General features: G+C 62.7%; 11 protein-coding genes. 6 read left to right on the top strand and 5 right to left on the bottom strand.

Annotated elements, in window-relative coordinates; translation table 11 throughout:
• The 5 genes from BV071_RS17455 to BV071_RS17435 are packed head-to-tail and all read left to right on the top strand — an operon-like array spanning nt 1 to nt 5,725.
• The gene (locus tag BV071_RS17455; protein ID WP_035609812.1) at nt 1-1,200 is read left to right on the top strand and encodes a TIM barrel protein; all 1,200 of its coding nucleotides are present in this window, start codon (nt 1-3) and stop codon (nt 1,198-1,200) included.
• A gap of 36 nt (nt 1,201-1,236) precedes the next feature.
• Nucleotides 1,237-2,739 (top strand): sugar ABC transporter ATP-binding protein, encoded by a 1,503-nt coding sequence (locus BV071_RS17450; protein ID WP_035609810.1) that lies wholly within the window; start codon nt 1,237-1,239, stop codon nt 2,737-2,739.
• A complete protein-coding gene (locus tag BV071_RS17445; protein ID WP_035609808.1) occupies nt 2,736-3,674 on the top strand; it encodes an ABC transporter permease in 939 nt (312 codons plus the stop codon). The genes BV071_RS17450 and BV071_RS17445 overlap by 4 nt, the downstream gene beginning before the upstream one ends.
• A 1-nt stretch (nt 3,675) precedes the next feature.
• Entirely contained in the window at nt 3,676-4,695 is a 1,020-nt protein-coding gene (locus tag BV071_RS17440) for an ABC transporter permease (protein ID WP_035609806.1), read from the top strand.
• A 25-nt stretch (nt 4,696-4,720) separates the two neighbouring features.
• Entirely contained in the window at nt 4,721-5,725 is a 1,005-nt protein-coding gene (locus tag BV071_RS17435; RefSeq protein ID WP_035609803.1) for a substrate-binding domain-containing protein, read from the top strand.
• Between the two features lie 211 nt (nt 5,726-5,936).
• On the opposite strand, the gene BV071_RS17430 is transcribed toward BV071_RS17435, so the two are convergent.
• The 4 genes from BV071_RS17430 to BV071_RS17415 all read right to left on the bottom strand — a co-directional run bounded on the left by BV071_RS17430 (nt 5,937) and on the right by BV071_RS17415 (nt 11,467).
• Nucleotides 5,937-6,884 (bottom strand): hypothetical protein, encoded by a 948-nt coding sequence (locus BV071_RS17430; protein ID WP_052573486.1) that lies wholly within the window; start codon nt 6,882-6,884, stop codon nt 5,937-5,939.
• Nucleotides 6,881-7,666: a fatty acid desaturase gene (locus BV071_RS33165; RefSeq protein ID WP_052573485.1), complete on the bottom strand. Its 786-nt coding sequence runs from the start codon at nt 7,664-7,666 to the stop codon at nt 6,881-6,883. Before BV071_RS33165 ends, BV071_RS17430 begins: the two co-directional genes overlap by 4 nt.
• Nucleotides 7,663-8,814: an FAD-dependent monooxygenase gene (locus BV071_RS17420; protein WP_035609800.1), complete on the bottom strand. Its 1,152-nt coding sequence runs from the start codon at nt 8,812-8,814 to the stop codon at nt 7,663-7,665. The genes BV071_RS33165 and BV071_RS17420 overlap by 4 nt, the downstream gene beginning before the upstream one ends.
• A 157-nt stretch (nt 8,815-8,971) precedes the next feature.
• On the bottom strand, nt 8,972-11,467 hold the full coding sequence (locus BV071_RS17415) for a hypothetical protein (RefSeq protein ID WP_035609797.1): 2,496 nt from the start codon (nt 11,465-11,467) through the stop codon (nt 8,972-8,974).
• A 153-nt stretch (nt 11,468-11,620) separates the two neighbouring features.
• On the opposite strand from BV071_RS17415, the gene BV071_RS17410 reads away from it, so the two are divergent.
• On the top strand, nt 11,621-12,256 hold the full coding sequence (locus BV071_RS17410; protein WP_265594550.1) for a hypothetical protein: 636 nt from the start codon (nt 11,621-11,623) through the stop codon (nt 12,254-12,256).
• Nucleotides 12,257-12,299: 43 nt separating this feature from the next.
• Here BV071_RS17410 and BV071_RS17405 read toward each other — a convergent pair whose 3' ends face one another.
• Nucleotides 12,300-12,959, bottom strand: coding sequence for a hypothetical protein (locus BV071_RS17405; protein ID WP_035609792.1), 660 nt, complete (start codon nt 12,957-12,959; stop codon nt 12,300-12,302).
• Nucleotides 12,960-12,967 lie beyond the last annotated feature (8 nt).

Here is a 12,967-nt window from a genome sequence, read left to right as displayed (position 1 = left end):
ATGCCCACGTCCTCGAATGCCGTTTTCGAAGCGCTCGATTCCTTCCGTATCGAGACCCCCTCGTGGGGCTATGCGGATACGGGAACCCGCTTCGGGAAGTTCCACCAGCCCGCCGCCGCGATCGATCTCGATGACAAATTGGCGGACGCGGCGCATGTTCATCGCCTGACCGCATGCTGCCCGACGGTGGCCACACACGTCCTGTGGGACTTCGCGCCGGGCACGGATGCCGCGACCGTGGCGTCGAAGGCGGGTGTGCTGGGAATTGCGATCGGCTCGATCAATCCGAACCTCTTCCAAGACCAGATCTACAAGCTCGGCTCGGTCGGCAGCCCCTTCGAAACGGCTCGCGACCAAGCGCTGGCCCACATTATCGACTGCATCAAGCTCGGGCAGGTCACTGGCAGCAAGGCAGTCTCCCTGTGGTTTGCCGATGGCACGAACTACCCCGGGCAGGACAACATCCGGGCCCGCAAGCACCGTTTCGAGGCCGCGCTGAAGGAGGCCCACGGCCACCTTTCGAAGGAGCAGATCCTGCTGGTCGAATACAAGCCCTTCGAGCCGGCCTTCTATCAGACCGACCTCGCCGACTGGGGCATGGCCCTCCTGATGGCGAAAAAGGCCGGGCCGCAGGCCAAGGTCCTCGTGGATACCGGCCACCACTACCTCTCGCAGAACATCGAGCAGATCGTCGCCTGGCTCTTGGACGAGGACATGCTCGGCGGCTTCCACTTCAACGACCGCCGCTACGCCGATGACGACCTGACGCTCGGCTCGATCGATCCCTACCAGATCTTCCGCATCTTCCACGAGATCCACCTCTTCGCCCAAGAGCGCGGCGGCAAGTACCCGGCGATCGAGTACATGATCGACCAGTCGCACAACCTGAAGCCGAAGATCGAGGCGATGATCCAGACGGTCTGCACCGCCCAGGAACTCTACGCCAAGGCCGCACTGGTGGATCACGCCGCCTTGCTGCAGGCCCAGAAGAAGGGCAACATTGTGGATGCCGAGATGTGCCTGAAGAAGGCATTCAACACCGATGTGAGCGCCGCTCTCGCGGAGTGGCGCAAGAGCAAGGGGCTCGACGGCGACCCGCTGGCCGCCCATCGCGCCTCCGCCTACGCCGAGAAGGCCGCCGCGGAGCGCTCGAAGCGGCGTCAGGAGCTTGGCATCGCGACCGAGCATAGTTATGCCTGATGGCATCAACTAGAGAACGGCTGTTAGCCCAGCGCCTTGAAAACCCTTCTACAGCTTTCCGAGGTCCGGAAATCCTTCGGTGCCGTGCGCGCCTTGAAGGGGGTGTCGTTTGATCTGGCGGCGGGGGAGGTCCACGCGCTGTTAGGCGAGAATGGGGCGGGCAAGTCCACGCTGATCAAGGTGATCACCGGTGCCCACTCGCCGGACGAGGGCACGCTGAAGGTCGGCGATGAAACCCTGCGTTCGCTCACTCCCGCCCATGCCCGGGCCTTGGGCATTGCCTGCATCTATCAGCAGCCCGCGCTCTTTCCGGATCTCACGGTGGCGGAGAACATTGGCCTGCGGCTGAAGAAGCCGAAGCCCTTCAGTGTGGTGAAGCGCGGTTCGCAGCGTCAGATGGCGATCGATCTCTTGAAGCGCGTGGGAGCGGAGATTTCGCCGGATGCGGAAGTGCGCGAGCTTTCGATGCCCGAGCAGCAGCTCGTCGAGATCGCCTGCGCCCTCGGTTCCGGCGCGAAGATTGTGATCATGGACGAGCCCACGGCCTCGCTCACGCAGAAGGAGCAGCACTTGCTCTTTGGCGTGGTGAAGGACCTGCGCGCCAGCGGGGTGGGGGTGGTTTACATCTCGCACCGCTTGGAGGAGATCTTTGCCTTGGCCGACCGTGTGACCGTCTTGCGCGACGGCGAAAGCGTTGGCACCCACGCGGTGAAGGACCTAACAGAGTCAGCGATGATCAAGCTGATGGTCGGCCGCGAGGTCGCCACGCTCTATCCGCCCGCGGAGGGTGAGCCGGGCGAAACCGTGCTTTCGCTGAAGGGCCTCTCCTGCGCGGAGGGCGGCGTGCAAGGCATCAACCTCGAAGTCCGCGCCGGTGAGATTGTCGGCATGGCGGGCTTGGTGGGTGCTGGCCGCACTGAGCTGGCGCGGATCCTCTTCGGCATCACGCCGGCGGATTCGGGTGAGATCCTTCTCGGTGGCAAGGCGGTGAAGATGCACTCGCCGCGCGAAGCGATCGCGCAGGGAATCGCCTACGTCCCGGAGGACCGCCGCCGCCATGGCGTGATCCTCGAAATGCCGATCGCGCACAACATCACCATGGCGGTGCATCCGCGGCTCTTTCCTGGCACTTGGTTGCGCAAGAAGAGCGAGACTTCGCTGGCGGAGGATTTCATCCGTGACCTCGGCATCAAGACCTACGGCCCGGAAGCGCCCGGTGGGAGCCTGAGCGGCGGCAACCAGCAGAAGGTCAGCGTCTCGCGCTGGCTGGCCACCAAGCCGAAGCTGCTGATCCTCGATGAACCCACCCAAGGCGTGGACGTCGGCGCGAAGAGCGAGATCCACCGCATCATCCGCGGCCTCGCCAAGGAAGGTCTCGCGGTGCTCATGATCTCCAGTGACCTGCCCGAAGTGCTGGGCATGAGCGACCGCATCGCGGTCATGCGCGGTGGTACGATCACCGCCGTACTTCCGGGCGGTGCCGATGCCCACGATGTGATGGCCGCCGCGCTCGGCCAAAGTGGAAGGGAGGTCGCATGATGCGGAAATACTCCCGGGAGATCATCGTGGCGATCGCGCTGATCCTATTGATGCTGGCCCTCGCGGCCTATGCACCCGCCTACTTCGATCCGCAGCCGCTGCTCTCGCGCTTCACCTCGCAGGCACCGGCACTCGTGGCTGCCATCGGCATCACCCTGGTGATCATCATCCGGCAGATTGATATTTCTATTGGTGCGCAGTTCAGCATGTGCGCAGTCGTGGCGGGGGTTGCAGCAGCAGCGGGCATGCCCTTGCCGGTCGCCGTCCTTGCCGCCGTGCTCACTGGAGCCGTCATGGGTGCCTTCAATGGTCTGCTCGTGGCATGGCTTGGCCTGCCGAGTATCGTGGTCACCCTTGCGACCATGGTCACATGGAATGAAGCGCTGCGGCTGTGGCAGCAGGGTCGCCTCATGAATTTGCCCGCTGGGATCCAATGGTTCGGGCTCAGCCAATCGGCGGGGCAGGGGATCGTGATCGGTCTCTCGGTCGTGCTGCTCATCGCTTTTGCTTGGGGTATGCGAAATCTTGCTCTTGGCCGTTACGTCTATGCGACCGGCACCGATGCGGAAGCCGCACGTCTCGCCGGCATCAATCCACGCTGGATGACCTTCGGCGTTTTCGTCCTTACCGGTGCGCTTGCAGGCCTCGCTGCCGTGCTGAACATGGTCCAGTCCCCGCAGGTCCAGCCGAATGCCGGTGACGGCCTTGAGTTGAAAGTCATCGCCGCCGCAGTCGTCGGTGGCGTGGCCATTACCGGGGGTCGTGGCAATCTCTGGGGTGTCCTCTTAGGCTTGCTCCTGCTGGTGAATGTGAACCCCGCGCTGACCTACTTCCACCAGCCGCCCTACTGGGAGCGCGCGATCCAAGGCCTCGTGATCCTCCTCGCCGTGGTCGCGGATGGCCTGCAGCGCGGTAAAAAAGTGAAGCATGCATGAGATGAGCAGCGCGCCATCCAAATCCCTGAAAGGCATCTTTGCCCGGCATGAGGTCGTGCTGCTCTTGGTCGTAGCGCTGGAGGTGCTGATCTTCTCCCTGCTCGGCCGGAATTTCCTCGGTGAAGCGAATGTCTCGAACATCTTCCGCCACTCGGTCGAGATCGGGATGCTGGCCTTGGTCATGACGCCTGTCATTCTCACCGGCGGCATCGATCTCTCGGTCGGCTCAATGATGGGCCTGTGCGCCGTCTGCTTCGGCATCCTGGTGAAGGAAGCGCAGTTCTCACCGCTGCTGGCGGCCCTCTGCTCCGTGGCCATCGGTGCCACCGGCGGCGGCCTGAATGCCTTCCTGATCGCACGCCTAAAGCTCCCTCCACTGATCGTCACGCTAGGCACCTTCTCCTTGTTCCGCGGTCTGGCGGAAGCGCTCACCAAGGGTTCGAAGTCCTACTCCGGCTTCTCTGATTCTTTCCTCGCGCTCGGCAACTCGGAGGTCGCGGGCCTGCCTGCCCAGCTCTGGATCTTCATCGCCGTGGCGCTTGGGGTTTACCTGCTGGTCCATCACACCACCTTCGGCCGCTCCTTCCGCGCGATCGGCTATTCGCCGGAAGGCTCGCGCTATGCCGGCCTCGCGGTCGGGCGGAATATCAGCCTCGCCTATATCCTCGCTGGTGCGGTGGCTGGTTTGGCTGCCGTGATCTTCGTCGCCCGCATTGGCGAGGCCCGTGCCAATGCCGGCATCGGCTACGAGCTGCTGGCGATCACTGCGGTGGTGTTGGGCGGCACCAGCATCTTCGGCGGCTCCGGCACCGTCTGCGGAACCCTGCTTGGTTACCTCGCCGTGGCGGTGCTGAACAACGGCCTGAAGCGGATCATGGATTACGAGCTTCTCGACCGAAAGATTTCCGACATGGCGAGCGAACTCTCCGGACTGCTCACCGGCCTGCTGCTGATCGTCGCGCTGGCCATCACGCCCTTGCTGAGAATTCTCGCCACGCGGCGCTCCCGCAGCCAGCATTGACCCAAGCCTTCAACCCAAGAATCCCGTGAAACGCTCCAGCTTCCTCTGCTCCCTGGCCGTCCTTTGCGCCGTCCCCTTCATCGGTGCCTGCAAGAAAACCGAAACCGGTGGTGCCAAGGATGGCAAGCTGACCATCGCCTTCCTGCCCAAGAGCAAGGGCAACCAGTACTTCGTGACCTGCGAGCGGGGTGCCCGCGCCGCCGCCAAGGAGCTCGGCGCCGAGCTGCTCTTCGACGGCCCGACCAACTCGGATCCGGCAAAGCAGAACGAGATCGTCGAAGGCTGGATCTCCAGCGGTGTCGACGTGATCGCTGCCGCTTGTGAAAACAAGGAAGGCCTCTCCACCGCACTGCGCAATGCCCAGAAGGCCGGCATCAAGGTGGTGACCTACGATGCGGATGCCCTGCCGGACGCCCGTAGCTTCTTTGTCAACCAAGCCACCGAGAAAGGCATCGGCGACGCGCTGCTCGACAACGCCGCGAAGCTGATCGGCGAGGAAGGCGAGTTCGCGATCATTACCGCCAACCTCACCGCTGCGAACCAGAACGCCTGGATCAAGGCGATCGAAACGCGGCAGGCTGAAAAGTATCCCAAGCTGAAGCTGGTGGACATCAAGCCCTGCGATGACCTCAAGGACAAGGCCCAGCAGGAGACCACCAACCTGCTCGGCGCGCACCCGAACCTGAAGGCCGTCATCTCCGTCTGCTCGCCCGGCGTTCCCGGTGCTGCGGAAGCCGTGAAGCAGGCGGGCAAGACCGGCGCCGTTAAGGTCGTCGGCCTCGGCCTGCCCAGCGAGAACAAGGCCTACGTGAAGGAAGGCGTGACCCAGTCCGTGATCCTCTGGAAGGTCGAAGACCTCGGCTACCTCGCCATCAAGGCGGGTGCGGCCCTCGCCGACGGTTCGCTCAAGCCCGGTGCCACCGAGTTCGACGCCGGCAAGCTCGGCAAGCTGAAGGTTGAAGGTGACAACATTCTCCTCGGCACGCCCTTCGCCTTCACCAAGGAGAACATCGACCAGTTCGACTTCTAACAATCTGTGAACGGCAACGCCGTTCCCTCCTAAAGCCCAGGGTTGGCTGAAGGCCTCCCCTGGGTTATTTGTTAGGAGGCATTCGACCCCGAGGAGGGGTGCAGCGGGCTTCGTTTCATTTCGGAGGGCTCCTCAAATGGGTCTCAGGAGCTGGGGGTCCTTGGGTCGGAACGCTCCAAGAACGTACGCGTGATCGTGTCAAATGAGACTATCATGGGGACGCTTTCCATCGCCCCCAGGTCCACCAAGCCCCTACCGCAAACACCGCCGCTCCGGCCCAAGCCGGAGCCAAGTGCCACGGGTCCAAGTATTGAATCGGGTAGTGCACGCCTATGGCGCAGCCGAAGCCGGCGAGCCCGGCGATGACGAGGGCTTGCCAGAGATGCTTTGATAGCGGTGCCTTCCACACGATGGCCAAGACCAGCAAGCCGGTTGTTAGGACGCCACCGCCGAAGCCTGCCCGATCGTGTGCGATCAAGGGAATCAGCCGCGGGTTGATTGCATTCAGTTGATCGCGCGTGTAGCCGATAAAGCTCAGATCGCTGGGCACGAAGACATGGGTCATGCCGACGATCAGAATCGTCGCACCGGCAGCGATCATGCCGAAGGCCCAGCCGAACCATGGCAGGCGGCACCATGCCGCAGGCTCGCGCCAAACGGCGGCCGCCCATGCGGGACGAAGGTCAAGCGGGCGGGTGCAGAGCTTGCGCGTTTTCCACAGGCCCCACAGGGCGACCGGCAAGAGGCCTCCTGTCGCACAGGCATGCCAGTGGTCGAGATAGCCGTAGCCAATGTAGGCAAGGAAGCTGCCGAAGCCGCTCGCGTTGGTCAGTGCCAGTGTCCACCAGGCCCAGCTCTCGCCTTCCTTCAATGGGAACATCGCCAACCACAGGTAGAGTGCCGCGATCGCGAGCAAGACCCCACCGAAGGACATGCGGTCGTGGATCATGAAATGGACGATCCGGCACTGGTTCAGCTCGCACAGCGCCGCCGGCTGCATGCCCAGAAATTCAACGTCGTGCGGGAGGAAGTGGCCCGTCACCGAGAGGAAGATCGCGCCAATGCCGGAGAACACGAGCGCCAGCGCGGTGAAGATGATGAGCGGACGGCCATCGCCGATCAGTGCGCCGACAAAGGATGGAGATTGCTGCGAATTCATCGCCACAAGATCACGGGTTGGATTCTTTGCTCCGCGAAGAAGGGATCGAGCCTCCGCGCCAGCTCCGGCCAGCGCTGGTGTGGTACCTGCGGATAGAGATGGTGCTCGAGGTGATAGAGATGCTCCAGGCTCAGCCAGGCCACCACCTTGCCGCGAAAAAGCCGCGTCTGGTGCAGTGGATCCTCGCCACCCGCGATATGCGGCATGAAGCTGGTCATGAACGGGTAAACCCAACTGCCTGCTACCGTGATCGCGAGGTAAGCGATTCCGACGGGCGAAGTGCAGCACCAGCCGGCCCATAGGGCGATCCCGGCTGCTTCACCGAGCAGCCACCACCGGCCTGCGCCTTTCGCGCGCCGCAGCGCCCAGCACCACATCCGGGCTTGGGCGGTCACCCCGTCTAACAAGGCGCGCCACCAGCTCATCTTCGCCGCCGCACCCTCCAGGTCGTCATCGTGCGGGAATTTCTGGTGGTGATTCAGGTGGCTTGCCCGGAACGCATGGCCAGAGCGGAAGGACAAGCCTTCGATCAGGGAGAGCAGGGACTCATTCAGCCAGGCTGGTAGCTTCAGGGTGCGGTGCACCAGATCGTGCGAAACCGAGGCGTAGGTGAAGAAGCTCTGCAATGCGGCACAGATGAGCGCCAGCCACCACCAGCCCTCCCGAGCCGCGGCGAAGAAACCCGCGCAGGTCGCAAAAGGCAGCAGCAGGCAACGCCATCGTTCGCCGGGCGTGGTTTCCAGCAGATCGAGGCCCAGCGATTCCAGCGACGGCTTTTTCATGGCAGGCCCGCCGTGGCGGGATCGTAGCGGAGAACGCTTCGCATCATTGCGGTGGAGAGGCCGTCTGGTGTCATCTGCATTTGAAGATCACGGATGCCGCAAGCCAAGGGATTGTGCCACTGGATCAGTTTGCCCAGGGAGCGGGACATTGCCCACAACCGCATCACGCGCCACCTACGGCGCTTCACGTAGCTCAGCATCGCGTCTGTTCTTCCCCACAGGTTCGCGAGTTCCCACGCGTCTTCCAGAGCCATTGAGGCACCTTGACCCAGATTCGGCGTCAGCGGATGGGCCGCATCGCCGATCAGGACCAGTTTCTCATCGCGTTGCCAATCCCTCTCGGGCCTCCGGTCACTGATGGGATGCTGCAACAGCTTGTCGTTCGGAGTCGTTTCTAACACTTCGTCGATCGGCGCATGCCAGCCTGCAAAATCGCGACGCAATTCCGCGATGCCCACCCGTTCCCTGCTGCGCGCTTCAGGCACCGTGGCGGTGGCATACCAATAGGTCTTCCCACCACCCACCGGGGCTATGCCGAAGCGCCGCCCTTGGCCCCAGCTTTCGCTGACCCGTCCGCGCTCCCACCCCGCGGGGACATGATCCACGATCCCTCGCCATCCCACGTAGCCACAGTAGAGCGGCTCGCTTTCAGGCCATAGCGAGGCACGCGCTTGCGAATGCGAGCCATCCGCCACGATCACCCGCTTGCCACGGAGTTCGCGGCCATCCGCGAGCGAGAGGGAGACACCGCCTGCCGACAATCTCGCGCTGCTCACTTGCGAGGCGAGTTGCACACAGTCTGCCGGGAGGCAGCCTAACAGCGCCTTTTGGAGATCGCTGCGGCGCGTGCTCAGGGCGTCCTGTCCGGCGCGTGGGATGGACAGGGTGGACAGGAGCTTGCCGCGCCAGTTGCGCAATTCCCAGCGCGGCACCTCGACCGAGTGACCTTGCTTCAGGAAATCCAAGGCTCCCAAGCGCTCCAGGACCGCACAGGCATTCGGTGCTAACAACAGGCCCGCACCGATCTCCCGCAGCTCTGGTGCCTGCTCCAGCACCACAGGATTCAAGCCGCGCTGCCGCAATGCGATGGCCATCGCCAATCCGGCGATCCCTGCACCTACGATGATCACTTCCGCAGCCTCGCTCATGGAGACGGGGTGGTGTTCGCAGATAACAGACGGCAAAGCTAGGAGACAAAACGCGATAGACGGATCACGCGCGATTATTCATCCGGCGTGCGCGCCATTTTCACGGGAACCGCATGTATCACCCCGGGCTCGTGATGCGTGCACAGCTTCATTTGTCTCACGGCACCACTACCCGGTAGAACGCCTTGCCGAGCGGTGGATTGAAATCGCGGTAGGTCTGCACCGTGGTCCCTGAACTCAGGTCGAATTCCTGCTGCATGAATCCGAGTGTGAACCATTGCTGCATATCGGTGGAGCGTTCGACACGGTAGCTGCCGAACTGATTTTGCGGATAGCGCAATACCACTTGGCCATTCTCGCGGCTGATCGTCAGGCCGGGCGGCGCAACCTTGCGGACCACGGTGATCGTGAAGGGGACGTCGAAGTTCGCTTCGTTGGCATCGTTGCTGGCGATGCGGAGCGTGCCAGTCTTCGTGCCGGTCTGGGTGAACTGGCCGCGCAGCGTGACCTTTGCGGTTGCGCCCGGATCGATCACGAGAAAGCCATTGAGCCCGGGCAGGGGATCCACGCTGAGATTGATGTCTGAACCGGCGAGAAGAGTGGCGGAGCTCACCTGCAGGGGCGAAGCGCCGTCATTGTAGATCGTCACATCCCAAGACCCGTTCGTTTCTGCGGGCACGTTGCCGAGGCTTACCGTCACTCCGGTGAGGGTTTCAGTCAGCGCGTTGTCTGGTCCGGTGAAGACAGAGATCTCCTGCGCAAGCGCGGGGTTCGAGAAGGGATAGACTTGCGCGGTGCCGCTGTCGTTGAAGATCGGATAACCCGCCAGCAGGTCGTTCTGATCCATCGCGAGTGTCGGGAAGCGGGTGTCGCCCGCTAGATTCCCGCCAACCGCCGTGCGCCGGAGCCAAGTCTTGCCCACCCGCTCATAGACCTGCACCCGGCCGCCGTTGGCCGTGAAGTAGGTGGTGGAGATCGCCATGCGGTTGCCGTTGAGCGCGACCGCATTGCCGAAGCCGTAGTGGAAGTTCGTCTGCGTGGGCAAGGCGAAGCTGCCTTCCAGTCCCCAGGTACCGGCGGAGAAGGCGAAGACATAAGCGGCACCATCCTGCATGCCCGCCCGACTCTGGTAGGGCGCACCAGTCACGATCCGGTCGCCATCGATCGACACGCACTTGCCCATGAACTCCCCTGCGTAGGGGTTGGGAGCCATCAGCTTCGCTTGTTGATTCCAGAAGTTCGGGCTGCCACCAAACACATAGACCGCTCCCACTGCTTCCTTGCCGCTGACATCGACACCGGGCGCTCCGATGGCGATGCGCCCGTCCCTCACCGAGACCGACGAGCCGAATTGATCCTGCGCAGCGCTGCCGAATCCGGCATAGAGCGTCTGTGGACCCGAGATCGATCCGAAGCTCACATTATACGCCAGCACCGCGCCTTCGCCGCCCAGGCCATTGAGGCCCGTCTCGCCCGGGCGGCCGACGAGCAAGGTGCCGGAATTCATCGCCATGATGTCGCCGAAGCCGAAGGTTGGCGTGGCTGGCAGGATCCGGCCCATGAAGGTCCAGGTGCTGCCGAAGCGCTGGAAGATCTGGATGCTGCCGCCGACTTGCGGACTGTTGTCGTTCCAAGTGGCGATGGCGGCGGTATCCCCATCCAGGGAGACCCCGCGGCCGAACTGCTCGTTCTGCGCCGGATCGAATGACTCCAGGCGCTTTTCCAAGGTCCACGATCCTGCGACGCGGCGAAAGACATAGGCCGCACCGACACTCGTGCCGAGCGCCGTGGTCTCCATGGCGTCGCTCACCAGTGCGGTATCGCCATCGATGGCGACATAGGAGCCGAAGTTCTTTCGATCCGCCGGTACCGGGAGATTCTCCAGACCCACGATCAGGGGATCGACCGAGATCGGATAGAGCGCACCGTCGTCCTTCACCTGCCACTCGATGCCCTCCGCGTTGGCCGAGAGCTTGGTCTCGAGTTCGCGACCCGTGGCGTCCCATGCCTTGAGATCCTTGTAGCCATAGGCGGGCTTGCCACTGGAGTCGATCAACAGCAGATCCTCTTCGGAAGCCGGGTCGGGCTGAGCTTCGTAGCCCTTCACCTTGAAGCCCACGTGAAGCCAGCCGGTTTCCGATGCAGGCCGGGCGGGCAAGGTCATGCCATGCTCCAGTCCAGCTTCGGCATTGTTGAACCATTCCACCGATCCGTCCGCCCGCTCGTATTGCACGCGGGTGCCACTGGCGGTGATCTTGGCCGTTCCAGTATCCCCGCGCGCGATTTGCAGGTCCTCGGTCTTGCCTTCGGAACGGATTACGATCCCGTCTTGTTGGAAGCGGGTGGAGAAGCCTTGGCCTGGTTGCGCGGCGAAGAACAGGGACCCGTTGTTTCCGCTGAGCATGCTTTCCAAGGCGCTGAGGCCACGAACCGAACGGCGTGCTTCCGAGATGACCGATTCAAGGTTGCCTTGGCCGATGTTGTCCGCCGGCCTAGCAGCTTCGGCGTCTGCCCTTGCCGTCGTGGAACCGGGAATAATCGCGGCGCTGCTTTCGCATTCCGTTCGCTTGCGGGAATCGGAGAGGAGCAATCCTGCTGCGGCCAGCCCAAGCAGGGCGGCGGCAATCGGACGGAAGAGGAGGTCCTTTTGCATAAGGGTGACGGGTGAATGCGCCCTATCAAAACCTTGAATCGATCAAGAACTCAAGAATTCCCGCTTCACCGAAAGACCCATGGACAGCAAGGAGCGGGTATTCCGGCCTTCTGCCGAGCGCATCAATCTGCCATCTGAGGGGTTAGCATGGCCATGAAGCGCAAGATCCGTTGGGCAATTCTCACGACTCTGATCCTTCTTGCCGGGCTGATTGCGGTCGCCCTTCCCTTTGTAGCGGCTTCGAAATGGGGAGCGGAATGGAAAGTCCGGCGCCTGGTGCTGGCAGACTATCGTGGCGATCCGGAGGAACGTGCCTTTGACGCAAAGCGCTTCGGTGAAGCCTCCTGGCTTGTCACTGCGTGGTGGAAAAACATCCAACCTTCGGCGTACGACGTCTATCTGGTCGACCCCAAGGGGAAGGTGTCACCGATGAGCGACGAATCGCTAAGCGCGGTGATGAGCGCCGACCGCTTTCCTTTTGGAGCCGACCCGGAGCACAAGGACTTCATCGATCACTTTCTGCTGGTCCGCTTCCATGAGCGGCAGGAACGCTTGGACTCCGCCGCAGATATTCCGGGCCACGCGAATAAGCCCTTGCCCGAGGCGATCGCCGCAGAGATCCGTCCTCAGTTGAAAACGCCGGGGGGTTCGATCGTGTTCTATACCTATCAGGAGATCGCAGGCATCGTCCGGAAGAACGAATTCAGGTACGACAGGGATGGCAAATTCCTAGGTGCTTCGTGCACCGATGTGGGAACGCGTATCGGCGACTTTGCCATGTATGAGTAGGACCGGTGCCCCGCTCCTGCAGCCAGAAGCTGCCGGAAGCGATTCAAGTGACCCCCTTCAGAGCTTCCCGGAACTGGGAATGGGCTTCGAGGACCATCTTGCGCCCATGGAAGTCGAAGTGGCGTTGCACCACCGGGGAATTTTTGGCGCAACTACGGCAGTGTGGAATCTTGAATTCCACTCCATCGGCCTCTGCCTGGCGGCGTTTGATCCGGCGCTCGATGGACTGGTACAGCTTCACGACCAGGAGTTGGAAGGCGAAGCGCCAGGCGAGAAAAAAGAACATCACTGGATTGACCCTGCTCCAATCGTAGGGATTGGCATCCGTGTGCGCGCCCTTGAAGCGAAACGGTGAAGTCCGGCGGGTTGGTTCGCCGCAGCGAATGCAGATTTTGGGAAGTGCCTGCCCCGCGCGGATCTCGACGTCGCCGTAATTTTTGCCGCTCGCCCGGCCGGTGGAGCGTACTAGGTTTGGCATCGTCTTGTGCCCGCGAGGCCGCAGCTGGCGCTGGACGATGATGGAGAATATCGCTGCAAAGATGCCCGGGCACACGGCACCAGCCAAGGCGTTGGAGAGGTGGCCGTCGGGTGAGGTGATGACGAGCGTGAAAACCGTCGCAGCGAGCAGCCAAAACAGCACCGCGATGGCGAGCAGCGCCTTCTGGTTCGCATTGAGCGGCGGTCGTTGATAGAGCGCGGGCATGGTAAGGT

It is taken from the genome of Haloferula sp. BvORR071 (genome assembly GCF_000739615.1).
In the GTDB taxonomy this organism is placed as follows: domain Bacteria; phylum Verrucomicrobiota; class Verrucomicrobiia; order Verrucomicrobiales; family Akkermansiaceae; genus Haloferula.
Note: the sequence above shows the minus strand (reverse complement) of the source record. Positions and strands in the feature narration are given on the sequence as shown.